The 25,012-nt window shown below is 73.4% G+C and carries 21 protein-coding genes; 15 read left to right on the forward strand and 6 right to left on the reverse strand.

Annotation, left to right across the window (positions count from 1 at the left end):
* Positions 1-57: 57 nt before the first annotated feature.
* The 5 genes from ACIO1C_RS24915 to dhaL all read left to right on the forward strand — a co-directional run bounded on the left by ACIO1C_RS24915 (position 58) and on the right by dhaL (position 8,057).
* The gene (locus tag ACIO1C_RS24915; RefSeq protein WP_401866988.1) at positions 58-2,493 is read left to right on the forward strand and encodes an MFS transporter; all 2,436 of its coding nucleotides are present in this window, start codon (positions 58-60) and stop codon (positions 2,491-2,493) included.
* Positions 2,494-2,661: 168 nt separating this feature from the next.
* Positions 2,662-5,139 (forward strand): SpoIIE family protein phosphatase, encoded by a 2,478-nt coding sequence (locus tag ACIO1C_RS24920; protein ID WP_401866989.1) that lies wholly within the window; start codon positions 2,662-2,664, stop codon positions 5,137-5,139.
* Between the two features lie 94 nt (positions 5,140-5,233).
* A complete protein-coding gene (locus ACIO1C_RS24925) occupies positions 5,234-5,947 on the forward strand; it encodes a class I SAM-dependent methyltransferase (protein ID WP_401866991.1) in 714 nt (237 codons plus the stop codon).
* Positions 5,948-6,319: 372 nt separating this feature from the next.
* Positions 6,320-7,318, forward strand: a complete 999-nt coding sequence (locus tag ACIO1C_RS24930) for a dihydroxyacetone kinase subunit DhaK (RefSeq protein WP_401866992.1) — start codon at positions 6,320-6,322, stop codon at positions 7,316-7,318.
* Between the two features lie 61 nt (positions 7,319-7,379).
* Entirely contained in the window at positions 7,380-8,057 is a 678-nt protein-coding gene (gene dhaL, locus ACIO1C_RS24935) for a dihydroxyacetone kinase subunit DhaL (protein WP_401866993.1), read from the forward strand.
* 72 nt (positions 8,058-8,129) lie between these two features.
* Here the strand turns inward: dhaL and ACIO1C_RS24940 are convergent, their stop codons facing one another.
* A complete protein-coding gene (locus ACIO1C_RS24940) occupies positions 8,130-8,846 on the reverse strand; it encodes an HAD family hydrolase (protein ID WP_401866994.1) in 717 nt (238 codons plus the stop codon).
* A 167-nt stretch (positions 8,847-9,013) separates the two neighbouring features.
* Entirely contained in the window at positions 9,014-9,970 is a 957-nt protein-coding gene (locus tag ACIO1C_RS24945) for a ScbA/BarX family gamma-butyrolactone biosynthesis protein (protein WP_401866996.1), read from the reverse strand.
* Between the two features lie 78 nt (positions 9,971-10,048).
* Here ACIO1C_RS24945 and ACIO1C_RS24950 point away from each other — a divergent pair, with 78 nt between their 5' ends.
* The 7 genes from ACIO1C_RS24950 (at position 10,049) to ACIO1C_RS24980 (ending at position 16,867) form a co-directional block, all read left to right on the forward strand.
* Positions 10,049-10,738: a ScbR family autoregulator-binding transcription factor gene (locus ACIO1C_RS24950; RefSeq protein ID WP_401866998.1), complete on the forward strand. Its 690-nt coding sequence runs from the start codon at positions 10,049-10,051 to the stop codon at positions 10,736-10,738.
* The gene (locus ACIO1C_RS24955; protein ID WP_401867000.1) at positions 10,732-11,568 is read left to right on the forward strand and encodes a M55 family metallopeptidase; all 837 of its coding nucleotides are present in this window, start codon (positions 10,732-10,734) and stop codon (positions 11,566-11,568) included. Before ACIO1C_RS24950 ends, ACIO1C_RS24955 begins: the two co-directional genes overlap by 7 nt.
* A 1-nt stretch (position 11,569) precedes the next feature.
* The gene (locus tag ACIO1C_RS24960; protein WP_401867431.1) at positions 11,570-12,925 is read left to right on the forward strand and encodes a M20/M25/M40 family metallo-hydrolase; all 1,356 of its coding nucleotides are present in this window, start codon (positions 11,570-11,572) and stop codon (positions 12,923-12,925) included.
* A gap of 61 nt (positions 12,926-12,986) precedes the next feature.
* Positions 12,987-15,035, forward strand: coding sequence for a prolyl oligopeptidase family serine peptidase (locus ACIO1C_RS24965; RefSeq protein ID WP_401867002.1), 2,049 nt, complete (start codon positions 12,987-12,989; stop codon positions 15,033-15,035).
* Positions 15,032-15,964, forward strand: coding sequence for an LD-carboxypeptidase (locus ACIO1C_RS24970; protein WP_401867004.1), 933 nt, complete (start codon positions 15,032-15,034; stop codon positions 15,962-15,964). The genes ACIO1C_RS24965 and ACIO1C_RS24970 overlap by 4 nt, the downstream gene beginning before the upstream one ends.
* Positions 15,965-16,010: 46 nt before the next feature.
* Positions 16,011-16,550 (forward strand): GNAT family N-acetyltransferase, encoded by a 540-nt coding sequence (locus tag ACIO1C_RS24975; protein WP_401867006.1) that lies wholly within the window; start codon positions 16,011-16,013, stop codon positions 16,548-16,550.
* A gap of 101 nt (positions 16,551-16,651) precedes the next feature.
* On the forward strand, positions 16,652-16,867 hold the full coding sequence (locus ACIO1C_RS24980) for a DUF6243 family protein (protein WP_401867008.1): 216 nt from the start codon (positions 16,652-16,654) through the stop codon (positions 16,865-16,867).
* 3 nt (positions 16,868-16,870) lie between these two features.
* Here the strand turns inward: ACIO1C_RS24980 and ACIO1C_RS24985 are convergent, their stop codons facing one another.
* A complete protein-coding gene (locus ACIO1C_RS24985) occupies positions 16,871-17,206 on the reverse strand; it encodes a DUF6204 family protein (protein ID WP_401867010.1) in 336 nt (111 codons plus the stop codon).
* 112 nt (positions 17,207-17,318) lie between these two features.
* Between ACIO1C_RS24985 and ACIO1C_RS24990 the strand changes: the two genes are divergently transcribed.
* Together ACIO1C_RS24990 and ACIO1C_RS24995 are read left to right on the forward strand one after the other, a co-directional pair.
* Positions 17,319-18,236, forward strand: coding sequence for an arginase family protein (locus ACIO1C_RS24990; RefSeq protein WP_401867012.1), 918 nt, complete (start codon positions 17,319-17,321; stop codon positions 18,234-18,236).
* Positions 18,237-18,360: 124 nt separating this feature from the next.
* Positions 18,361-20,361, forward strand: coding sequence for a DUF5107 domain-containing protein (locus tag ACIO1C_RS24995; protein ID WP_401867014.1), 2,001 nt, complete (start codon positions 18,361-18,363; stop codon positions 20,359-20,361).
* 21 nt (positions 20,362-20,382) lie between these two features.
* Here ACIO1C_RS24995 and ACIO1C_RS25000 read toward each other — a convergent pair whose 3' ends face one another.
* The 3 genes from ACIO1C_RS25000 to ACIO1C_RS25010 all read right to left on the reverse strand — a co-directional run bounded on the left by ACIO1C_RS25000 (position 20,383) and on the right by ACIO1C_RS25010 (position 23,318).
* The gene (locus ACIO1C_RS25000; RefSeq protein WP_401867016.1) at positions 20,383-20,733 is read right to left on the reverse strand and encodes a VOC family protein; all 351 of its coding nucleotides are present in this window, start codon (positions 20,731-20,733) and stop codon (positions 20,383-20,385) included.
* 159 nt (positions 20,734-20,892) lie between these two features.
* Complete coding sequence (locus ACIO1C_RS25005; protein ID WP_401867018.1) at positions 20,893-21,702, reverse strand: class I SAM-dependent methyltransferase; 810 nt, start codon at positions 21,700-21,702, stop codon at positions 20,893-20,895.
* A 104-nt stretch (positions 21,703-21,806) separates the two neighbouring features.
* Positions 21,807-23,318, reverse strand: coding sequence for a bifunctional phosphatase PAP2/diacylglycerol kinase family protein (locus tag ACIO1C_RS25010; RefSeq protein ID WP_401867020.1), 1,512 nt, complete (start codon positions 23,316-23,318; stop codon positions 21,807-21,809).
* A 325-nt stretch (positions 23,319-23,643) separates the two neighbouring features.
* On the opposite strand from ACIO1C_RS25010, the gene ACIO1C_RS25015 reads away from it, so the two are divergent.
* The gene (locus tag ACIO1C_RS25015) at positions 23,644-24,930 is read left to right on the forward strand and encodes an aminotransferase class I/II-fold pyridoxal phosphate-dependent enzyme (protein WP_401867432.1); all 1,287 of its coding nucleotides are present in this window, start codon (positions 23,644-23,646) and stop codon (positions 24,928-24,930) included.
* The last annotated feature ends 82 nt before the right edge of the window (positions 24,931-25,012 follow it).

Here is a 25,012-nt window from a genome sequence, read left to right on the forward strand (position 1 = left end):
TGGTTGGCGAGCAATGCGAAGAATGACGCCGCGCAGGTGCGACGAGGGGAGCAGTACGTGGGCGGGATCACGCTGGTGAAGGACGTCGGGCAGGCCACCGCGCCCGTCCGGGGCGTGGCGGCGGGCACCCCGCCACCTCCGACGCGCGCCACCGGTGGCGCGCTCCCGGCCGAGCCGCTCAGCCCCCGCCGGGTCCGGCTCGTCTTCTTCGGGCTGATGCTCGCCCTGCTGCTCGCCGCGCTGGAACAGATGATCGTGGCGACCGCCCTGCCCAAGATCGTGGGGGAGCTGCACGGCCTGGAGCGGATGTCCTGGGCGATCACCGCGTATCTGCTGACCTCCACCATCGGCCTGCCGATCTACGGCAAGCTCGGCGACCTCTTCGGCCGCAAAAGCGTCTTCCAGTTCGCGATCGTCGTCTTTGTCATCGGCTCGGCGCTGGCCGGCTGGTCCCGCACCATGAACGAGCTGATCGCCTTCCGCGCCGTCCAGGGCGTCGGCGCCGGCGGACTGATGATCGGCGTCCACGCGATCATCGCGGACATCGTGCCGCCCCGGCAGCGCGGCCGGTTCATGGGACTGATCGGCGGCGCGTTCGGCCTCGCCTCGGTGGCGGGACCGCTGCTCGGCGGGTTCTTCACCGACCACGTGTCCTGGCGCTGGTGCTTCTACTTCAACGTGCCCTTCGGCCTGCTCACGCTCGCCGTGGTGTCCGTCGTCCTCAGACTCCCCAAGCCCGCCACCCGGGGACGGCTGGACATCCTCGGCGCGCTGATGCTCGCCGCCGCCTCGACCTGCCTGGTACTGCTGACCAGTTGGGGCGGTACGGAGTACGCGTGGGGCTCACGCGTCATCCTGGGTCTGGCCGCCGGCGCCGTCGGAACGACCCTGCTGTTCCTCGTCGTCGAGCACTTCGCGCCCGAACCGATCATCCCCCTGCGGCTGTTCCGCGACTCCGTCTTCACCCTCACCGGACTGATCGGCGCGGTGCTCGGGCTCGCGCTCTTCGGGGCCGCCAGCTATCTGCCGACCTTCCTCCAGATGGTCGACGGCGCCTCCGCCACCGAGTCGGGCCTGTTGATGCTGCCGATGATGGGCGGCATCGTCGTCGCGTCCGTCGTCTCCGGCCAACTCATCAGCCGTACCGGCCGCTACAAGATCTACCCGGTGGTCGGCGGCGCGCTCTCGGCCGCCGGGATGTGGCTGCTGTCCCGGCTGGAGGCCGACACCTCCATGCTCGAATGCGGGGTTGCCCAGGCGGTGCTGGGCCTCGGCATCGGACTGGTGATGCCCGTCCTCATCCTCGCCGTGCAGAACGCGGTGCCGCCCTCCGACCTCGGAGTTGCCACCAGCGCCAACAACTACTTCCGGCAGATCGGCGGCAGCGTCGGCGCCGCCGTCTTCGGCACACTCTTCGCCAACCGGCTCGCCGACGCGCTCGCCGACCGGATCCCGGCGGGCGCCGCACTGCCGAACGCGCACTCCATCACCCCGCAGATGGTCCACGCGCTGCCCCCCGCGCTGCGGGACAACTACATCCAGGCGTACGCGGACGCGATGCCGCGGATCTTCCTCTACCTCGTGCCGGTGCTCGTCCTCGGCCTGTTGCTCGCCTTCTTCCTCAAGGAGAAACCGCTGGTGTCCCACAACGCCCCCGCCGCCGAGTCCTCCGCCGTCCCCACCGCGCGGGCTGCCGCGAACGGCGCCCCGGTCGCCGCACCGCCCCCGTACGTCTCGGGAGTCGCCGTCTGCGGCACCGTGCAGCACTACGACGGCAGTACGGTCCCGCGCGCCGCCCTCACCCTCATCGACGTCCAGGGACAGCAGATCGGGCGCGGGGCGAGCGGTGAGGACGGGCGGTACGCGCTGAGCGTGCCGGGCGCCGGCTCGTACGTGATGATCGCCGCGGCCGGCGGCCACCAGCCGCAGGCCGTCACGGTCACCGTCGGGGAGCGCCCCGTCGAACTGGACGTGGTCCTCGGCGGTGCGGGCCGCCTCGCCGGCGCGGTGGTCACCGCGGACGGCACCCCGGTGCGGGACGCCGCCGTGACCCTCACCGACGTACGGGGCGACGTGGTGGCGTCCACCCGCAGCGGGCGCGAGGGCGCCTACGTGATCGGCGAACTGGTCGCGGGGGAGTACACGCTGGCCGCGAGCGCCCCCGCCTTCCGCCCCGCCGCGCTCCCCGTCAGTGTGCAGTCCTCCCGCGAGACCCGGCAGGACATCGAGCTGGCGGGCGGAGCGGTGCTGCGCGGTACGGTACGGGCCGGGGGCGGCCGGCCCGTCGAGGACGCCCGCGTCACGCTGCTGGACGCGGCGGGCAACGTGGTCGACACCCTCACCACCGGGGCCGACGGCACGTTCCGCTTCGTGGACCTCTCGTCGGGGGAGTACACGGTGATCGCGGCGGGCTATCCGCCGGTCGCCACGGTGCTCCAGATGGCGGGCGGCGGACGCACCGAACGTGACCTCCAGCTGGGCCACGAGGACTGAGAGAAGTGCGCTGAAGGACCGTTGAAAAGCTGACTGAATTTCAGTCAATTCCCCGGCGTGCGCGGGCGCACCACCTATTAGTTCATTGCCCGGCGCTTCTCGTGCGCAGGGCCGTACCGTGGTGGGCGGAGCCGCAGATCCTGGCGGCAGGGAAGGAGCCTTCCAGCCATGGACAGTGGTGTTCCGCCGGGGCCGCCGCAACAGCCGCTCGCGACGGCAGGCCGGATTCCGCTCGCCGTGGTCGTCGTGGACCGCGACGGCCTGGTGTCGCACTGGTCGACCGGCGCACGGCGGCTTTTCGGCCATTCCAAGGACGAGGCCGTGGGCCGGTCCGCCAGCGATCTGATGCCGGTGGCCGGCGCACTCGCCGACGAGGAGCCGGGCCTCGCGCACGGTGGGTACGGCGGTGAGAGCCGCGCCATCTTCGACGGCCACGACGAACTGGGCCCCGACCTGCACACCCGCGGCTCGTACCCGACGGCGGGGCGCGCGACGCTCTCCGAGGACGGGCGCGAGCGGCTCGACGTGCTGTGGTGGGCCTATCCGCTGGTCGGTCCCGGGCCGGGACGCCATCTCGTACTCGCCGCCGACGCCGCCCAGTTCGCCGCCGACGACGCCGCCGGCGAAGAGGCGAGGCAGGCCGACGTCCAGCGGATAGCGCCGGGCTTCGCCCTGCACACGGACTTCCCGGACGCGGAGGCGCTGGCCAGGCGCCTGCCCGACATCCTGCCGAACATGAGCCCGGCCGAGTCCACCCGTATCGTCTCGCAGGTGCTCGAACTGGGTTACCCCGTGTTGGAGTTCAGCCACCACGACCGCGTTCCCGTCACCCCCGACTGGGGTGTGCCGCGCCGGGTGGCGTCCCGGCGGAGCAGGCTGACCGTCGTGGAGGATGACGGCGGGTCCCGGCGCGGCGGCGCGCCCCGGCCCGAACTCGACCTCGAATACGCGGCGGTGCGCGAGAGCCTGGAGTTCCTGAACGAGGTGAGCCGCCGGATCGGCTCCTCCCTCGACCTGGAGCGCACCATCCGCGAGGTCACCAGCGCCGCCGTCCCGCGCTTCACCGACTTCGCGGGTACGCACCTGCGGGCCGCCGTGCTCGCCGGTGAGGGGTTCCCGGACGGCCCGCCCGACGTCACCACCGTCTGGCACCGGGTCTGGGTCGAACACAACGACGAACCGGGCCGCTGGGACGACACCGTGCCGATCGGCGAGGCCATCTCCTTCCCGGAGCACACCCCGTTCTTCCAGTGCATGGTCACCGGCGAACCGGTCCTCATCCCGACGCTCAGCGAGGAGGACGGCGACCGCATCTCGGGCGAGTTCGAGAAGCGGGACCTGCGGCCGCTCATCAACAACCGGTCCATGCTGCTGGTCCCGCTCAAGGCGCGTGACGTCGTGCTGGGCTTCATGGTCCTGATGCGGCGCCCCGAGCGGGAGCCGTTCGACGACATGGACCGTACGACCGGCGCCGAACTGGCCGCCCGGGCCGGTCTGGTCCTCGACAACGCCCGCATGTACACGTACCAGGAAAACGTGGCGGAGACCCTCCAGGACAGCATGCTGCCGACGGTCGCCGCGCGGATGGCCGGTTGTGACACCGCCACCCGCTACCTGCCGGGCACCCGGCTCGGCCGGATAGGCGGCGACTGGTTCGACGCGGTGAAACTGCCCGGGTCCCGTACGGCGCTGGTCGTCGGTGACGTGATGGGGCATGGCCTGCGCTCCGCGGCGATGATGGGCCAACTGCGCACCGCCGTCCAGACGATGGCGACCATGGAGATGCCGCCCGCCCAACTGCTGCGCAATCTGGACGACTTGGCCCAGCGGCTCGGGGAGAGCTATCTCGCGACCTGCCTGTACGCCGTGTACGACCCGATCCGCTCCGAGCTCCAGATCGCCAACGCCGGGCACATCCCGCCCGTCCTGGTCCGGGCCGCGGACGGCCGGGCCGAGGTGCTCGACCTGCCGACCGGCGCGCCCATCGGGGTCGGCGGGGTGGCCTTCGAGACGGCGGTCGTCCGCGTGGCACCCGGCGACCGGCTGGTGCTGTGCACCGACGGCCTGGTGGAGGTGCGCGGCGCGGACATCGGGGACGGCCTGGCGGCGCTGTGCGAGTCCGCCGCCCATCCCGCCGCGTCGATGAACGACGCCTGCGACACGATCATCCGCGCACTGAACCCCCGGGGCGGGCGCAAGGACGACGTGGCGCTCCTGATGGCCCGGCTGAACGGCATCCCGGACAACGACGTCGCCGAGTGGCAACTGGCCCTCGATCCACGCGAGGTGGCACGTGCCAGGCGGCTGGTGCACGGCCGGCTGCTCGACTGGGGCCTGCCGGACGCCGTGGAGACGGCCGAACTGATGGTCAGTGAGCTGGTCACCAACGCCGTCCATCACGCGCGCTCGCACCACGTCGGGCTGCGGCTGGTCCGCACCGACGCGCTGCTGTGCGAGGTCCAGGACGACGAGCCGGCCCCGGCGACGCTGCTGAGCGCGAGCCGCGAGGACGAGTTCGGGCGCGGACTACGGGTGGTGAGCAGCCTCGCCCGGGAGTGGGGGACGAGCAGCACCCCGCACGGCAAGACGGTGTGGTTCGAGCAGGCTCTGGGCCAAAAGGGGCGTGTACGCCGGGCAGGCCGGTGAAAGACCGTCCCGACCCCTTGCCCGGCGAGCGTCCGGACCGGTAGTCCGGTGCTGCACAACTCTGCTTCTGACGGCCGGACTTGGGGAGACGCACATGGACGTGTCGCAGCGCTACCGGGACGCGTGGGAAGGGTACTGGCGGGAGACCTCCGACACGCCGGGGGAGGCCATCTGGGACTCCGACGCCTCCCTCAGTTCCGTACCGCACAGCGCGCTGCTGCTGCCGTACGCCGACGTGTCGCTGCCCGTGGTCGACCTCGGCTGCGGCAGCGGCACCCAGACCCGCTATCTGGCGACGCTGTTCGCCCGCGCGATCGGCGTGGACCTGTCGCTGGCGGCGGTGGAGCACGCGCGCCGCGCGGACACCGCGAAGGCCGCCACGTACGAGCAGCTGAACCTGGTCGACACGGACGCCGTGAAGGCTCTGGGGGAGCGGCTCGGCGACACCAACGTCTACATGCGCGCCGTCATCCACCAGAGCGAGCCCCAGGACCGCGCGGCGGTCGCCGGGGCGGTCGCGCGGCTCCTCGGGGCCCGGGGCCGGGCGTTTGTCGTCGAACTGACCTCCGCGTCGAAGGCGGTGTTCCAGCAGGCGGTGGAGGCGGGCACACCCGCGAAGCTCCAGCGGGTCTTCGACCACGGCCTGAGGCCGGCCGGGGCCGCCGACGAGGAGGTCCCCGAGCTGCTGCGCGCCGCGGGGCTGACGATCCTGGACACCGGCGACACCGCGCTCCCGCAGACGGAGCATCTGCCGGACGGCACCAGGATCGACCTGCCGGCGCGGTGGTTCGTACTCGCCCGGGAGTGAGCGGTACGGGCCGGGGGCGAGCGGTACGGGCCCGGGGTGAGCGGGACTGGCCCGGGGTGAGCGGGACCGGCCGGGCGTGAGCGGTACGGGCGGGGCGTGAACCGGGCCGCCCCGGGGTGGGCGGGCCCGCTCCGGAGCGGGCCGGTGGCCGCCGGGCGGCGCCGGGACCGACCCGCCGGCCCGGGCAGGCCCCGGGGGCGCGAAGGGGGGCGGGGACAGGGCGCGACCGGGGTCGGGAGGGCGTACGAGTGGCGCTCGCGGGCCGGGACCGTGCTTCGGCCGCCGGGTCGGTGTGAGTTGCCGCCCGGCGTGTCGTGGCACACGATGGCGTTCCGGTGGTCCGCCCGCGGCGGGTGATTTCTGGGAGCCCACATGGCCTTGTACTTCGGGAACAGTTCGGACTCTTTGGTCATCGACGCGCTGGCCGGCTTCGCCCGGGCCCACGCCGATCTGGTGGCGCACGACGTCGAGCACGGCTTCGTCCGAGCCCTGCACACGTCTCCCGCCAGACGGGTGGGCCTGGTGTCGGGCGGCGGCTCGGGGCACGAGCCCCTGCACACGGGATTTGTCGGCCTGGGGATGCTGGACGCGGCCTGTCCGGGCCGGATCTTCGCCTCACCGCACAACCGGCAGGTCTTCATGGCGTCCCGGGCGGTGGCCCGCGAGGACGGCGTACTCCATCTGGTGAAGAACTACACGGGCGACCGCATCAACTTCGGCATCGCGGCGGAGCGCCTCGTCCACGAGGGCATCGGCTGCGCCCGGGTGCTGATCGACGACGACCTCGCCTCGGAGTCCGAGGAGATCGCGGCGGGCCGGCGCGGCACGGGCGCGACCGTGCTGGTCGAGAAGGTGCTCGGGGCCGCCGCCGACACCGGGCTGGGACTGCGGGACCTGGCGGACCTCGGGACGGACCTGGTGTCCCGCTGCCGGAGCCTCGCCGTCGCCTCCGCGTCGCACACCGCGCCCACCACGGGGCTGCCCGCCTTCGAGCTGCCGATCGACCGAATGGAGTACGGCGTCGGGATCCATGGCGAGCGCGCGGACCACACCGTCCCCAGACAGCCGGCCCGGGAGCTGGTGGGGAACATGGCCGACGCGCTGGAGCGGTCCCTGGGACTCGGCAAGGGCGCGTCCGTGATCCTCCTGGTCAACGGTCTCGGTTCCCTCACCCATTTGGAGCTGTACGCGGTGCTGGCCGACGCGGCCCGCGTGCTCGACGCGCGCGGCATCACCACCGAGCGGGTCCTGGTGGGTGACTTCGTCACCGCGCTGGACATGCGGGGCTTCTCGCTGTCCCTGATGGTGGCGGACGCCGAGACGGTCAAGCTCTTCGACGCCCCGGCCCGTACCGCCGCCTGGCCCCGCTGAGCCGACCGCTCTCCGTCGACCTGGGCGGCAGCGCCGCCGACCCGAAGAGAGGCAGGACGCCATGCACGTGGACGGAACGTTCACCGACGGCTGGATGCGGCGCTTCGCGGCGTCCGTCGCCGCCACCGAGGCCGAACTGACCGCGCTCGACCAGGCCGCCGGTGACGGCGACTTCGGCACCAACCTCATGGCGGGACTGGACGCCGCACTCCGCTTCCTCGGCGACGCGCCCACCGGTCCCGTGGACCCGGCGGGCCCCCTGCGCGCCGCCGCCACGGCCTTCCTGGACGAGGTGGGAGGGACGAGCGGACCGCTGTTCGGGCTGCTCTTCCACGAGCTGGCGGTGGCCGCCGCGGACGCGGGTCCTGAGCTGACCGTGAGCGCGCTGGCGGCCGGCGCGGGTGGCGGCCTGTCGGCGATCCGGCGGGTCGGGGAGGCGGCCCCGGGCGACAAGACGCTGGTCGACGCGCTGGCGCCCGCCTGCGACGCCCTGCGGTCGTGCGACCGGAAGGGGGATCCTCGGGAGGCCCTGTCGCGTGCGGCCGCCGCTTCCTGGGAGGGCGTACGGGACACCGCGGGGCTACGGGCCCGCCGGGGCCGGGCCAGTTACGTGGGGGAGCATGCCTCGGGGGTGCCTGACCCGGGTGCGGTGGGCATCGCGCTGCTGTTCTCGTCGTCCGGCGAGAGCGTCACCACCCTGGCGCCGTACCTGGAGGAACCGACCCCGGCGGCCCGGTAGCCGCCCGTACACGCCGTTCCGAAGCCGGACCTGGACCGGAGTGCGGGCCGGGCCCGTACCCGCGGACACGCCCTAGAGCTGGACCGGGGTCTCGGACGGGGCCTGGGCCTGGCTGGGGACGCGGTCGCAGGCCCACAGCCGTACCTCCGGGTTGTCCAGGGCGCGGACCCACAGGTCCACCAGGGCCACCGTCTCCGGGCTCGGCCAGGAGCCCGCCCCCAGGACGCGCATGCCGGCCCCCACGGCGGCCTGGACGCCGCAGTGCGAGTCCTCGACGGCCAGGGTGTCGGCCGGGTCGACCCCGCACAGCCGGGCGGCCGTGAGGTAGACGTCCGGGTGCGGCTTGGGCCTGATGGTGTCGTCGGGGACCACGATGTGGTCGAAGCAGTCGAGCAGCCCCGCCGTGTCGAGGCAGGACTCGACCACCTCGGCCGGGCAGTTGCTGGCGACGGCCAGTGGCGCGAACCGCCGTACGTCATGGACCAGTTCCCGTGCGCCCGGCATGGTCATCGGCTGTTCGGCGACGAGCGACCGGAACTCCGTGAGCAGCTGGGACGTCATGTCGCCGGCCAGGTCGGGGCGTCCCGACTCGACCGCCATGAGGGTGCCGCACTCGGTGTAGTGCAGGCCCTTGGCCCGTTCCGCGAATCCGGGGGCGGGAGCGAATCCGTACCCGTCGAGGACGAGGCCGCGGGCGTCCTGCCAATGCCGTTCGGTGTCCATCAGTGTGCCGTCGCAGTCGAAAACAATGGCCGCGGGGGTCCAGGAAAGGATGCGAGAAGCCGTCATTTCGATTTCTTGTCCGTTCTGGTTCGGGGAGTGGCGCCCGAGAGGGCGGCTTTGAGTGGCGGGCGCGCGGAGTGTGTTCATCCGGCGCCCGCCGAAAACATAACGATCGCTACGCTAAGGACGGCGACTCGACGTAGTCAAGGAGGCACGGATCGTGACCGGGGTCTTCACCGGTAGTGCAGGGTGCCGAATGCTTTCTGTTCGCCCCCTTGCAGGACCCGGAAGACGCAGGTCGAGTGGTGTGGCACGCAGAGAATGCGCGCGGGCGGATCGAATTCGGTGAACCGCGCGGCTTTCAGCCGTCCGGCGGTAGGGCGAAGCAACGTTCCGCCACTTTCCCGCGCGGCCGCCTGCCGTGCCGCCTCCAGCAGGACCATGCCGGGCACGTGGTCCGACGCGTGGTCGAAGAAGAACGGGTGACGGGGGTCGGCCGGCTCGACCAGGAGCACGTCGTCCGGGCCCGGTCCGCCGGCCCGCCCGGGCCCCGCGCCATGGCTGAGCAGGACGTCGTACGGGGCGTGCGCGCCCACCGTCGCGGCGTCGGGGTGCGGCCGGCCCGCCGGCGCCGCCCCGGGGGCGGCGCCGGCGGGCCTGGCCCGGCCCGCGCGCACCGCGCCGTACCGCTCCTCGTCCAGGAACAGCGCACCCCCGCCGGCCAGGGCGAACGCCCGCCCGCCGGCCAGGTACGCCACCTCCAGGCGCAGCGCCGTCGCGGCGCCCCCGGGCCCGCGCCGCACCTCGCTCACGGTGGCCAGGCAGGTGACCTCGGTGGCGCCGAAGGCCGCCCGGGGCTCGGTCGACGGGTCGATGCGGAAGAAGAGGTCGGTGATCAGGAGCCGGGCGTCCGGCGCGACGCCGTAGTGGCGCAGGGGCAGGTAGATGCCCAGCTGCCGCAGGGTCTCCACGACCATCAGGGGGCTGTGGAGGTCCGTGCCGCCGTGCGGGAAGGTGGGATGGGACCGGGGCCAGCACGCGGCGGCCTCGAAGCGGCCGTCCCCCGCCCGCCGTACGTCGGTCAGGAGCACCTCCGCGACCGAGGCCCGGTGGACCGTCTCGCGGGCGACGGTGCGCGACCAGCTCAGCGGTCCGGGGTCACCGCCGAGTTCATCGAACCAATCCATCATGAAATAAAACAATCCCAATTTCCCGGGATCTGCACGCCAGCCTTGTCGGGGCATTGGCGGAAAGCACTACATTGCGTGATGTCAGCAGCGGAATCGGGACTCGGAGTGCACGTGCAGGCTAGGGCGAAAAACACGCGTAGGTTTCTTCTGGAAGCGGCAGCACGCCTGTTCGATGAGCGGGGATACGCCGGGACCAGTATCAGTGACATCAGCGCGGAGTCCGGCCGCACCAGCGGGGCCATCTACTTCCATTTCGTGAGCAAGGAAAAACTCGCCCTCGCGATCGTCGAGGCGCATTTCGCGACCTGGCCCGAACTGGTCGGCGAATACCTCACCGCGGAGCACCCCGCGCTCGACCGGCTCGTCGGACTGAGCTTCGACGTGGCGAAGGCGTTCCGCGACGACGTCGTCGTCCGGGCGGGCGCCCGCCTCTGGGCCGAGCGCACCGCGATCGACGCCCCGCTGCCCGCCCCGTTCGTCGGCTGGCTCGCCACCGTCACCACGCTCCTCGACCAGGCCCGCGCCGCCGGGGAGCTCAACCCCGACCTCGACCCGGGCGTGGCCGCGCACGGGGTCGTGTACGCCTTCTTCGGCCTCCACACCGTCTCGGACGCGCTGGACGGCCGGGAGCACATCGAGGACCGGCTCCGCGACCTGTGGCTGTTGCTGCTGGCCGGGCTCCAGGCCCGCCCCGACGCGGCCGGACTGCTGGAGCGGGTACGCCCGTGCGCACCGGCGGTCACCTGCGATAGGACTGGCGCATGGTAAAGATCCTCATCAGCGCCGACATGGAGGGCGCGACCGGCGTGACCTGGCCGGCCGACGTCCTGCCCGGCACGCCGCAGTGGGAGCGCTGCCGCGCCCTGTTCACCTCCGACGTGAACGCCGCCGTGCTCGGTTTTCTCGACGGTGGCGCCGACGACGTACTCATCAACGAGGCGCACTGGACCATGCGCAATCTCCTCCTGGAGCAACTGGACGAGCGGGCGCAGCTGCTGACGGGTCGTCACAAGTCGCTCTCCATGGTGGAGGGGGTGCAGCACGGCGACGTCGACGGCATCGCCTTCGTCGGCTACCACACCGGCGCCGGTACGGAAGGGGTCCTCGCGCACACCTACCTCGCCAACTCGATCACCGGCGTGTGGCTGAACGGCACACGCGCGAGCGAGGGAGTGCTGAACGCGGCCGTCGTCGCGGAGTACGGCGTCCCGGTGGTCCTGGTCACCGGCGACGACCTGACCTGCGTGGACGCCGACGGCTACGCGCCGGGGGCCCGCAAGGTCGCGGTGAAGGACCACGTCTCGCGGTACGCCGCCGTGTGCCGTACCCCGGCCCGCACCGCCGCCGGCATCCGCGCGGCGGCGAAGGAGGCCACGGCGCTCGCCGTCCGGTACGAACCGGCCCCCGCCGGTCCCTTCACCGTCGAGCTGGAGTTCGACGCCGCCCATCTCGCCTCGGCCGCCACCGTCGTTCCGGGGGTCGCCGCCACGGGCGAGCGGCGCGTCGTGTACACCAGCGGGACGATGTATGAGGGCATTCGCACCTTCAAGGCGGTCACCACGATCGTCTCGGCCGCGGTGGAGGAGCAGTATGGCTGACATGACGCCCAGCGACACGACGCCCAGCGACACGATCGACGCACTCGACGCGGTGGCGCTGGACGAGGTGGTCACCTTCACCTCCGACCTGATCCGCATCGACACCACCAACCGAGGGAGCGGCGACTGCCGGGAGCGCCCGGCGGCCGAGTACGTCGCCGAGCGGCTCGCCGACGCGGGGATCGAACCCACCTTGATCGAGCGGACCCCGGGCCGCACCAACGTGGTCGCCAGGATCGAGGGCACGGACCCCTCCGCCGAGGCGCTCCTCGTCCACGGCCACCTGGACGTGGTGCCCGCCGAACCCGCCGACTGGACCCTCCACCCCTTCTCCGGGGAGGTCAGGGACGGGGTGGTCTGGGGCCGGGGCGCGATCGACATGAAGAACATGGACGCGATGGTGCTCTCCGTCGTCCGTGCCTGGGCCAGGTCGGGCGTCCGGCCGCGCCGCGACATCGTGATCGCCTACACCGCCGACGAGGAGGCCAGCGCCGTCGACGGCTCGGGCTTCCTCGCCGACCACCACCCGGAGCTGTTCGAGGGCTGTACGGAGGGCATCAGCGAATCGGGGGCCTTCACCTTCCACGCGGGCCCCGGCATGGCGCTCTACCCGATCGCGGCCGGCGAACGCGGCACGGGGTGGCTCAAGCTCACCGCGCACGGCAAGGCGGGACACGGCTCCAAGGTCAACCGCGCCAACGCGGTCAGCAGGCTCGCCGCCGCCATCGCCAGGATCGGTGACCACGAGTGGCCGGTCCGGCTCACCCCGACCGTCCGGGCCGCCCTGCGTGAACTGGCCGTGCTCCATGGGGTGGAGACCGATGTCGACGCCCCGGGCTTCGACCCGGACGACCTCCTGGGCAAGCTCGGGCCGGCCGCCGCGCTGGTCGAGCCGACGATCCGCAACAGCGCCAACCCGACGGTCCTGGAGGCCGGTTACAAGGTCAACGTGATCCCCGGACAGGCCACCGCGCTGGTCGACGGGCGGATGGTGCCCGGCGGCGAGGAGGAGTTCAGCGCCACCCTGGACCTGCTCACCGGCCCCGACGTCGAGTGGGAGTTCCACCACCGGGAGATCGCCCTCCAAGCCCCCGTGGACTCACCGGCGTTCGCCAAGATGCGGGCGGCCGTCGAGCGGTTCGACCCGGCGGGGCACGTCGTGCCGTACTGCATGTCGGGCGGTACGGACGCCAAGCAGTTCTCGCGCCTCGGCATCACCGGCTACGGCTTCTCGCCGCTCAAACTGCCGCCCGGCTTCGACTACCAGGCGCTCTTCCACGGCGTCGACGAACGTGTGCCCGTCTCGGCGCTCCACTTCGGCGTCCGCGTCCTCGACCACTACCTTCAGTCCGCTTAGGAACCTCCGCCTTCAGTCCGCTGAGGGACCACTACCTTCGGTCCGCTTAGGAGAGTTGTCCATGGTGCCCATGGGGGCCTACGGAACGTGGCCGTCGCCGATCGACGCCACCCTCGCCGCTTCGCACGACGGCCGCCCCGAATACGTCGGGGCGGTCGGCGACGAACTGTGGTGGACCGCGCCACGGCCCGCCGAGGACGGCCGGCGCGCGCTCGTGCGCAGGCACCCCGACGGCCGCGAGGAGTCCGTGCTGCCCCCGCCGTGGAACGTCCGCAGCAGGGTCGTCGAGTACGGCGGGGTCCCCTGGGCCGGCGCCGAGCGCCCCGAGGGCGGACCGCTGGTCGTCTTCGTCCACTTCCCCGACCAGCGGCTGTACGCGTACGAGCCGGACGGCGACGCCGAACCCCGGCCCCTCACCCCGGTGTCCGCCACCGGCGGGGGCCTGCGGTGGGTCGACCCCCGGATCGAGCGGGAGCGCGGCGAAGTCTGGTGCGTCCTGGAGGAGTTCACCGGCGAACGGCCCACCGACGTACGGCGGGTGATCGCCGCCGTCCCGCTCGACGGATCCGCCGCCGGGGACCGTACCGCCGTACGGGAACTGTCCGACGACAGCCACCGCTTCGTCACCGGCCCCCGGCTCTCGCCCGACGGCGCCCACGTCGCCTGGATCGCCTGGGACCATCCCCGGATGCCCTGGGACGGCACGGTCGTACAACTCGGCGCGGTGGCACCGGCCGGCCCCGGGCCGACCGGCCCCTTCACCGGCGTCAGGACCGTCGCCGGAGGCGTCGGCGAGTCGGTGGCCCAGGTCGACTGGTCCCCGGACGGTGCGCTGCTCCTCGTCTCGGACATCGGCAACTGGTGGGAGATCCAGCGCCTCGGCCTCGGCACGGCGCTGTCCGGCCCCGTCCCGGCGCCGGGCGGCGGCCCCGCCACCCTGCCCCCGGCCACCCCGCTGTGCCCGGGCCGCCGCGAGGAGTTCGGCGGACCGCTGTGGAAGATCGGCCTGCGGTGGTTCCACCCCCTGGCGAACGGCATGATCGCCGTCATCCACGGCAAGGGCGCCAACGCGCTGGGGATACTGGACCCGGAGACCGGCGACGTCGTGGACACCGCCGGGCCGTGGACCGAATGGGCCGCGGACCTCACCGTGCGGGGTGACCGGGTGGTCGGCGTCGCGGCCGGACCCCGCTCCGGGTACGAGATCGTGGAACTGGACACCGTCACCGGCCGCGCCCGGGTCATCGGCGAGGCCCACCAGGACCCGGTGGACCCCGCCTACTACCCCGAGCCGCAGATCCGCACCTTCACCGGACCCGGCAGGCGCGACGTCCACGCCCACGTCTACCCGCCGTACAGCCCCGACACGGCGGCGCCCGACGGCGAACTGCCGCCCTACGTGGTGTGGGCGCACGGCGGACCCACGGGCCGCGCCCCGCTCGTCCTCGACCTGGAGATCGCCTACTTCACCTCACGGGGCATCGGCGTCGTGGAGGTCAACTACGGCGGCTCCACCGGCTACGGCAGGGAGTACCGCGACCGGCTGCGCGAGCAGTGGGGCGTGGTCGACGTCGAGGACTGCGCGGCCGTCGCCCGGGCGCTGGCCGCCGAGGGCACCGCCGACGGCGCGCGGCTGGCGGTACGGGGCGGCAGCGCCGGCGGCTGGACCGCGGCGGCCTCCCTCGCCACCACCGGCGTCTACGGCTGCGGCACCATCAGCTACCCCATCCTCGACCTGGAGGGCTGGGCCACCGACGGGACGCACGACTTCGAGTCCCAGTACCTGGAATCGCTGATCGGGCCGATCAGCGAGGTCCCCGACCGCTACCGCGACCGGTCGCCCATCAACCAGGTCGACCGGATCACCTCGCCGTTCCTCCTGCTCCAGGGGCTCGACGACGTCATCTGCCCGCCCGCGCAGTGCGAGAGGTTCCTGGCCAGGACAGCCGGGCGCGGCATCCCGCACGCCTACCTCGCCTTCGCGGGCGAGGGCCACGGATTCCGGAAGGCGGCCACGATGATCCGCGCGCTGGAGGCCGAACTGTCCCTGTACGCGCAGACGTTCCGGTTCGCCAGGACCGACGTACCGAAGCTGGAGCTCACCCGGTGACCGTCACCCCCCTCACCCGGCCGGCGCGGCTGCGCCCCGGGGCCAAGGTCGCCGTGGTGGCGCCCAGCGGCCCCCTGCCCGCCGAACGGCTGGACGCGGGCCTGGACCTGCTGCGCGGCTGGGACCTCGAACCGGTCGTCGCACCGCATGTCCTGGACCGGCACGACGAGTTCAGGTATCTCGCGGGCACGGACGCGGACCGCGCCCGCGATTTCCAGGAGGCGTGGTGCGACCCGACCGTGTCCGCGGTGCTCTGCGCGCGCGGCGGCTACGGCGTCCAGCGCATGGTGGACCTGCTCGACTGGACCGCCCTGCGGGCCGCCGGCCCCAAGGTCTTCGTCGGGTACAGCGACATCACCGCGCTGCACGAGGCCTTCGCCGTACGGATGGGCCTGGCCACGCTGCACGGCCCGATGGTGGCCGCCGTGACCTTCCTCAAGGACACCGACACCCAGGAGTCGCTGCGGGCCACGCTCTTCGAGCCCGAGTCGGTCATGACCCTCGGCCGCGCGACGGCCGGCGCGCTGGTCCCCGGCCGGGCCAGGGGCGTCACCCTCGGCGGCTGTGTCAGCCTGCTCGCCGCCGACCTCGGCACTCCGTACGCGCGGCCCACCACGGCCGGCGGGCTGCTGCTGATCGAGGACACCGGCGAGGAGCCGTACCGCCTGGACCGCATCCTGACCCAGCTGCTGCGCTCCCGCGTGCTGGACGGGGTGGCCGGGATCGGCCTCGGGTCCTGGGCGGAGTGCGGCCCGTACGACGAGGTGCGGACGGTGCTGCGCGAGCGTCTTGGCGGGCTCGGCGTCCCGGTCGTGGAGGAGATGGGCTTCGGACACGGCACGACGAACCTCACGATGCCCCTGGGGGTGCCGGGGACGCTCGACGCGGGGCGCGGGACGCTGACACTGGACGTACCGGCGCTGGTATGAGCGGCGCGGACCCGGCGCGGCGGGGCGGCGGCAGTACGCTGAGGGGATGCCCGAGAGCCCTGACCTGGCCGAAGCTCCGCGTACCTACCTGAGCCCGTACCGTCAGGAGGACATGGACGAGTTCACCTCGCTCGCCCGGGAGAGCCGGGAACTGCACCACCCCTGGCTCTTCCCGCCGACCCGTGCCGAGGACTACACGCCGTACGCGCGCCGCCTCGTCGAGGACCCCACCCGCACCGGATTCCTCGTCCGCGCGCGGGACGACGATCGCATCGCCGGCTTCATCAACATCAACAACATCGTCCAGGGCGCCTTCCACAGCGGAGCCCTCGGCTACGGGGCCTTCGCCCACGCCGCCGGGCGCGGTCTGCTCTCGGAAGGACTCGGCCTGGTCGTCCGCCACGCCTTCGGGCCGCTGGGACTGCACCGCCTGGAGGCCAACATCCAGCCGGCGAACGCCGCCTCGATCGCGCTCGTGCGCCGCGCGGGCTTCCGCCTGGAGGGGTTCTCCCCGGACTTCCTCCTCATCGACGGCGCGTGGCGCGACCACGAGCGCTGGGCGATCACCGCCGAGATGGTGGCGTGAGCGGCCCGTAGCCCTTCCCGCCAACAGCGGAAGCACCACCGGGCTCGTACTCTTTCAAGCCGAGATCCGCAGACCACTTCACATCACTACCGGGAGAACCCGTGACCGTGAGCAAGAACATCAACAACCCCGTGGGCATGGGCGGCGGCCAGCGCAAGAAGCTGTCCCGCACCGAACGGCAGAACAACGGTCCGCACCGCAACCTCGACCGCCAGGGTGCGGCCGACCAGAAGGCGGAGCTGGTGCGCAAGATGCGCGAGAAGGCGGGCGAGGCTGCGGACACCGGACAGGCGGGCGACAACACCACACAGAGCTGACCGTCAGCGGCCCTTTCTGTTGATCTTCATCGCGTCCATGTCGGTGGCGGTCGAGCGCAGGTCGCGGTGGCCGCAGCCGAGGGCCTTGAGCGCCGTCTCGGCGCGGTCCTCCGCGAGCGCCACGGCCATCTCCGCGCCGTCCTCGGCGTCGGAGAGGACCACGAAGCGGTACGTGAAGCGCTTGAGGGCGCGGTCGTAGGAGAGCGCGCCCTCCGGGGTGAAGCGCATCTGCGTCAGGCCGTGGTCGTCCACCTCCGCGAGCAGCCGGACCCGTACCGGATCCGTCAGCCCGTCCCACACCCCTCGTACGATCACCCGGTAGGTGTGCTGAGTCGCCATGGTCCGGCCTGCCTTCGTCCGTGCCCGGTCGTCCGGTGTCCGTGCGCGCCGGTCCGTCCCTCGCGCGCGAACCCGCTTGAAGACGCACCCTACGACGCGGAGGATGACCGGCATGCGGAATATCGTGGTCATCGACGCCCCCTCCAACCTGGGCCTGCGCCCGCCCGCGCCCGGCACCGTCCCCGGCTGCTACAAGCTCGCCGGGGCCCTGCGTGAGCAGCGGATCGTCCAGCGGCTCGGGGCGTTCGAGGGCGGGGTCGTGGTGCCGCCCCGCTACGACCGGGGCGCGTGGCAGGAGGGTGACGGGGTCTTCAACGCCGCCGCGATCGCCGCGTACACCCCCCGCCTCGCCGACCGGATCGAACACCATGTCCGCGCCGGGGACTTCCCCGTCGTCCTGGGCGGCGACTGCTCGATCCAGCTCGGCGCCTCCCTGGCGCTGCGCAGGCTCGGCCGGTACGCGCTGGCCGCGATCGACGGCTCGGCGGACTTCCGGCACCCGGGCAACTCCTCCTCCGTCGGCGCGGCGGGCGGCGAGGAACTGGCGCTGAGCACCGGACGCGGCCGGCGGGACCTCACCGACCTGGAAGGGCTGCGGCCCTATCTGCGCGACGAGGACGTACGGCTCTTCGGGATCAGGGACTACGACGAGGACCGCGACGAACTGGCCCGTCTCAAGATCCCCACCGTCACGGTCGGCGAGCTGCGCGAGTGGGGTACGGCCGACCTCGCCGGGGCCGTCCTGAGCACGCTGGAGACCCCGGTCACCGACGGCTTCTGGGTCCATCTGGACGCGGACGTCCTCGACCCGTCCGTGATGCCCGCCGTCGACAGCCCCGACCCCGGCGGCCTGCTCCCCGGTGAACTCGCCGTCCTGCTGAGGACCTTGGTCCGCTCCGAGCACTGCGTGGGCCTCAACGTCACCATCTACGACCCGGACCTGGACCCGGAGGGAACGGCCGGGGCGCTGCTCGCGGACCTGATCGTCGGGGCGTTCCACGACGAGGGGACCGTACCTGAGGGGGAGTGAGACCCGAGGGCGCCGCGCGTCCCCCGTACGTGTCGACACCTGGTCAGCGCGCCGTCGAGCGTGTTCCATGGTCACCGGGCCCGGCACGGAAGACCGCGCGGCCCCCGGACGAAGCGAGGTTGCCGTGGCCACGAGCGTGCGACGTGCCGTACTGACCCTGCCCACCGCCCCGTTGGGGCCGGAGAACCCCCTGCCCGCCCTGCGCGCCCTGGACGAGACCCACACGGTCGACGACCGCGTGAAACGGGGCATGCCCCGCGACATGGCACGCCAGGTCGGGTACGCGCCGCTGCGGACCGTCCTCCCCGTCCGGATCCTCGACGGATACGGACGCGAGCGGACGACCACGGACCTCGACGCCCTCGTGATCGAGAACGACCGGCTGCGCGTCACCGTCCTGCCCGGACTCGGCGGCCGGATCCACTCCCTTCACCACAAGCCCACCGGCCGTGAACTGGTCTACCGCAACCCGGTGATGCAGCCCGCGTGCTTCGCGCTCAATGGCGCCTGGTTCTCCGGCGGCATCGAGTGGAACATCGGGGCCACCGGCCACACCACCCTCTCCTGCGCCCCGCTGCACGCCGCGCTCGTCCCCGCCCCCGACGGCGGCGAGATGCTGCGGCTCTGGGAGTGGGAGCGGCTGCGCGACCTGCCGTTCCAGGTGGACCTGTGGCTCCCCGACGGGTCCGACTTCCTCTACGTCGGCGTACGGATCCGCAATCCGCACGAGCGGACCGCGCCCGTCTACTGGTGGTCGAACATCGCCGTCGAGGAGGACGAGCGCACGCGCGTCCTGGCCCCGGCGACGGAGGCCTGGCACTTCGGGTACGAGCGCGACCTGCGCCGGGTCCCCGTGCCCGAGGTCGCGGGTACCGACGTCACCTACCCGCCGCGCGGCACGTTCCCGGCCGACTACTTCTACGAAGTCCCCGCCGGGGAACGGAAATGGATCGCGTCCCTCGACGGCGCCGGGCAGGGCCTCGTCCAGACGTCGACCGACGCCCTGCGCGGCCGCAAGCTCTTCGTGTGGGGCGCGGGCCGGGGCGGCCGGCGCTGGCAGCGCTGGCTCACCGCGCCGGGCACGCCCGGTTACGCGGAGATCCAGGCCGGCCTGGCCCGGACGCAGCTGGAGCACGTACCGCTCGAAGCGGGCGGGGAGTTCAGCTGGCTGGAGGCGTACGGTCCGCTCGCCACGGACCCCGGGACGGTGCACGGCGCCGACTGGGGCGCGGCCCGCGCGGAGGTAGCGGACCGGCTGGAGGCGGCCCTGCCGCGCGCGGAGGTCGACGCCGCCTACACGGCGTGGCTGGCCTGCGCGGACGTACGGCCGGGGGAGCAGCTGGCGGTGGGGTCGGGGTGGGGCGCGCTGGAGGTGCTGCGCGCGGGGCACAAGCTGCCGGGCACGCCCTTCGAGGAGGCCACGCTCGGCGAGGAGCAGGCGCCCTGGGTGGAGTTGCTGTCCAACGGGGCGCTGCCGGCGCCGGGCCGGGTCGTACCGCCCGGGTCCACGCTGGTCGCCCCGCACTGGCGGGACATGCTGGAGACGGCCCCGGCCGACCCGCACACCGAGTACCACCTCGGGGTGGCGCAGTGGCACGCGGGCGATCTGGCCCAGGCGGTGCGCAGTTGGGAGCGCGGGCTGGAACGGGCGGCCCCGCGCTGGCCGCTGCTGCGCTGCCTGGCCGTCGCCGATCAGCTCGGCGACCACCGGGAGCGGGCCGCCGACCGGTACGCGGAAGCCTTCGAGGACCTCTGGCGCGAGCGTGGGGAGGGCGGGGACGGCGGGGACGATGTGAGCGACGGGGACGACGGGGAGGCCTGGACGGCGGTGTTCGCGGCGCTGGGCCGCGAGGCGGTCGCCGCGCTGTTGGCGGCGCACCGTACCGCCGAGGCACGCGCCGTCCACGACCGGCTGCCGCCGTCCGTGCGGGAGCGCGGTGCCTTTGTGCTGGCGGAGGCCCGGCTGCTGTGCGCGGAGGGGCGGAAGGAGGAGGCCCGCGCCCTCTTCGACGCGGGGTTCGAGGTCGCGGACCTCCGGGAGGGCGCCGAGACGCTGAACGACCTGTGGGCGGAGCTGACGGACGACCCGCTGCCGGACGCGTACGAGTACCGGATGCGGCCGTAGGGCGTGTGTCCGGCCGGGCGGTCAGACCGCCCGGCGGTCCACGTACTCGAAGACCGAGCCGTCCGGGTGCGCGGCGATGAGGTTACGGCCGACCGGGGTCGGCACCGGGCCCACGAGGACCTTGGCGCCGACCCCGTTGAGCCGGATCACCGCCTCGTCGAGATCCTTCACCGCGATCGTCGCCGTCACCTTGCGCAGGATGTCGATCTCCGCGGGCGGGCCACTCATCAGGAGGAAGCAGCCGACGGCCGCGACCGAGACCCCGTCGCGCTCGAAACGGAGCGCGCGGCTTCCGGTGAGGTGTTCGTAGAACATCACCGAGGTCTCCAGGTCGTCGACGCAGATGCGCAACGTGGTTCCCAGGATTTCCATACGGGTCAGCCTAGTTGGCGTCGATCGACTGCGACACGGCAACGGCGGGTCACACGCGGAAGAGCACGGTGGCCGTCACACGCGGCAAGCGGCACGGCGGCCGTCACCCACGGCGAGCAGCACGGCGGCCGTCACCCACGGCGAGCAGCACGGCGGCCGTCACACGCGGCACAGGATCTCGCCGTGCGGGACCATGAACCAGCCGTCCTCCTCGGCGCCCCACCGCCGCCAGGCCTCGCCGAACTCCGCGAGCCGTTCGCGCGTCGTGTGACCGCCCTCCACCGCCAGGCCCGCGTACCCCGACGCGACCGTACGGTCCGCCCACAGCCCGCTCCACCACGCCCGCTCCTCCGGCGTGGCGAAGCACCACGTCGTGGCGGTCGCGGTGACGTCCGTGAACCCGGCCCGCCGCGCCCACGACACCAGTCGCTGCCCCGCGTCCGGCTCACCGCCGTTGGCCCTGGCCACCGTGCGGTAGACGTCCTGCCACTCGTCCAGCACCGGCACCCCGGGGAACCAGGTGAACGCACCGTAGTCCGCGTCCCGCGCCGCGACCACCCCGCCGGGCCGGCACACCCGGCGCATCTCCCGGAGCGCCGCCACCGGATCGCCGACGTGCTGGAGCACCTGATGGGCGTGGACGACGTCGAACGAGTGGTCGGGGAAGTCCAGGGCGTGGACATCGGCGACCGCGAAGCGGACGGTGTCCACGCCCCGCGCCCGCGCGCTCTCCCGTGCCGCGTCGAGGACGTCCTGGGAGGCGTCGACCGCCGTCACCGTGCCCGGCGCGACGAGCGCGGCGAGGTCGGCGGTGATGGTCCCGGGCCCGCAGCCCACGTCCAGCAGGTCCTGGCCGGGCCGCAGTTCGGGGAGGAGGTACGCCGCGGAGTTGGCGGCGGTCCGCCAGCGGTGCGAGCGCAGCACCGACTCGTGGTGCCCGTGGGTGTAGACGGCGGTCTCCTTCGGCATGGCCGGTCTCCCTCTCGTGAACGGTAGGGCCACGGTACGCCGACATGTCGAGGAGTGAGATACGTATCTTACGATGTGGACAGAGCCGGATGTGGGTGACCGCCCTAGAAGACGGCCTTCGGCCGGTAGACCGTCAGCGCCTCGACCGCCTTGTCCACGGTCAACTCCCTGGGCGCCTGCGCCACTTCGCCGTCGAAGGCGAGCGGCGTCCCCGGAGCGATGTCCGAGATCCGCAGCCGCCGCATCCGCTCCGCCGCGTGGACGGGGGAGCGGCTCAGCGGGCCCGCCAGCGCGGCGGACAGCAGGCGCAGGCTCGGGAAGCGGCCGCCGTGCACGATCCGTACGTCCAGCAGGCCGTCGGCGAGATCGTGCCGCCGGCCGGGGGTCGGCCCCATGCGCTGGTACATGCCGTTGCCCGCGAACAGCAGCCAGAGTGAGCGCTGCCGCCCGTCGAACTCGGCGTGCAGCTGGTGCTCGGCCCGCAGCACCTTGACCGCCGCCAGTACCCCGGCGGGCCAGCCGCCGATCCGGGGCGACCAGTGCTCACGCACCCGTACCAGCTCCGGGTAGACCCCCAGGCTGAACGTGTTGATGAAGTGGCCCACCGACCCGGGTCCTTCGGGGCCGGGTGCGAAACGCCCCAGGTCCACCCGTACGGCGTCGCCCTCCGCCAGCGCCCGTACCGTGGCGTGGACGTCCTCCACGCCCAGGTCGTACGCGAAGTGGTTGAGAGTCCCGCCGGGGAAGACGGCCAGCGGGAGGCCGTGGCGTACGGCGGCGACCGCCGCGCGGTTGATGGTCCCGTCGCCTCCCACGATGCCCAGCGCGCGACAGCGCCCCGCCGCCTTCTCCAGCTCGTCCTCCACGTCCTCGGGCTCGCACTCCACGATCTCCGCGAACGGCAGCGCGTCGCGCACGAGGAGGGCGGTCTCGGAGGAGCCGGACGCGCGGTTCACCACGACGACCAGGTCCTGGCCGCCCGGCAGCGCGGGCGCCTCCGTGTACGGCCGGCCCGGCAGCGGCAGCTGGTTGCGCGTCGGCACGACCCCGCGTATCGCGTAGGCGGCCCCGACGCCGAGCGCCGCGCCCACCAGGACGTCGCTCGGATGGTGCACGCCTGTGTAGACGCGCGAGACGGCCACGGCGGCGGCCACGGGGATCACCACGGCGCCCCATCCCTTGGACTCCAGCGCGACCCCCGTCGCGAAGGCGGCGGCCGAGGCCGCGTGCCCGGACGGGAAGGAGGTGGTGAACGGCTGCCGCTTCAGCTGCCGTATCGCGGGCACGGCGTCGAGCAGGGGCCGCCGCCTGCGCACGGCCCGCTTGCCCACCGTGTTGATGGCGGCGGAGGCGAGACTCAGCGACGCGATGCCCCGCACGGCGGCCCGGCGGGAGCGTGGTCCGTGCCCCACGGCGGCGATCCCGGCGGCGGCGCCGAACCACAGCAGACCGTGGTTGGCGGCACGGCTGAGCCGGGGGAGCACCGGCCCCGCCCCCGGCCAGTGCCGGGTCGCGACGGAGTCGAAGACCTGCTTGTCCCAGGCCTCCAGAAGGGCCGAAATCCGGGCTCTGGCGCCCGGCGTCGCCTGACGGAAGCGCGCTGAGGTGTCTGACATGGAACGCGGGTACCCCGCGGACCAGGAACCCAAGCAGGCGGTACGGCATCCGGGCGGGCGGTGTCCGAGGGGCACACAAGGGCATATCTCCGTATAAAGGGCAGGAGGCCCACACGCGGGGACGGGCCGTACGAGCGCGCGGACCACGGTCCGGTCGACCGGGAAGGGTGGCGACATGCGGCGAACACCGCCGGGCATCCGGGCCACCGGCCATGGCCCCGGTGGATCCGCGAGCGGCGCCACCGGGGGCCACGGGACGGGGAGCCAGGCGGATGCCGGTCCGGCGTCTGTCGTCCACGCGCCCGGCGCGCCGGCTCGCGACGCTCTGGCTCCCGGCGGCCCGGCTCCCGGCGCCCCGGCTCCCGGCGGTCACGAGGCCCGGGGGCGGGGGCCTGTTCGGTTTGGGCCCTTTGCGCCCGAGGTGGGGCTGCCCGTGCCGGCCGAGCTGGCCGAGGTCTGTGCGGCGGCCGCCGGGCGGACCGAGCCGGAGCCGCCCGGCGGCAGTGCGATCCTGCGTGCGGCGGCCTGTGGGTACTGGGGACGGCGCGGGGCGTCCGCCAGGGCCGAGGACGTCGTCGCCGCGCCCGGGGCGCAGCCGCTGTTGTTCGCGCTGCTCGCCGCCCTCGGCGGTGACGTCCTGGTGCCGCGTCCCTGCCCCGCCTGGTGGGCCCCGCAGGTCCGCCTCCTGGGGCGGGCCGCGTACTCCGTACCGACCCCGGCGGAGTGCGGGGGCGTACCGGATCCGTACGCCCTGCTGGAGACCGTGCGGCGGGTACGCGCCGAGGGCGGCGACCCGCGGGTTCTGCTCCTGTCGCCCGCCGACGACCCCACCGGCACCGTCGCGCCGCCCGAGCTGGTCAGCGAGGCGTGCGAGGCGGCGGTCGCCGAGGGCCTGCACCTGGTCAGCGACGAGACCTGGTGCGACACCCTGCACGCGCCGCACGGGACGGTCCTGTTCAGCCCCTCCGAGCGCCGGCCGGACGACGTGACCGTCCTGTACGACACCGTCGGCGCGCTCCTCCCCGCGGCCTGGCCGGCGGCGGTCGCGCGCTTCCCCGCCACCCCGGCGGGCGCCGCCCGGCGGACCGGCACCCTCGACATCCTCACCGCGCTCGGCGCGCTGGTCGCCGGGCCCGTCGGCGCCGCGGCCGCCCACGCGCTGGACGAGCCGGGGCCGGTCGTGGACCGGGCGCGGGCCGCCGCCGCCCTGCACGCGCGCGTGGCCGCCGCCGCGCACCGGCTGGTGCTCTCCTCCGGCGCGCTGTCCCTGCCGCCCGAGGCGGGCCGGCACCTCTACGCCGACCTCGGCCCGCTGCGGGAACCCCTGGCCGCGCTGGGGGTGACCGACTCCCTGGAGCTGGAGGACCACCTGAGCCACCGGCTGGGGACACCCGTCCCCGGCGGCCACCGGTTCGGCGAGGCACCGGACACGCTGCGCGTCCGCCTGCCGACCGCACCGCTGCTGGGAGCGACCCCGGAGGAGCGCGTGGAGTCCCTCACGGCGTCGGATCCCCTCGCACTGCCCCAGGTCGCGGGAGCGCTCGACCGTCTCGGTTCCGCCTTCGAGGAGCTGAGCGGAGACGCCCCGCCGAGCCGGGACGCCCCGCCATGAGACGACGGCCGCTCAGGCCTGTCCCATCGAGTCGACGGCTCTCGCCAACCGCCGGGGCCGGCCGGCCGCCAGGCCGACCGCC

Origin of the sequence: Streptomyces sp. NPDC087420, assembly GCF_044744165.1 — a bacterium.
Taxonomy (GTDB): Bacteria; Actinomycetota; Actinomycetes; order Streptomycetales; family Streptomycetaceae; genus Streptomyces.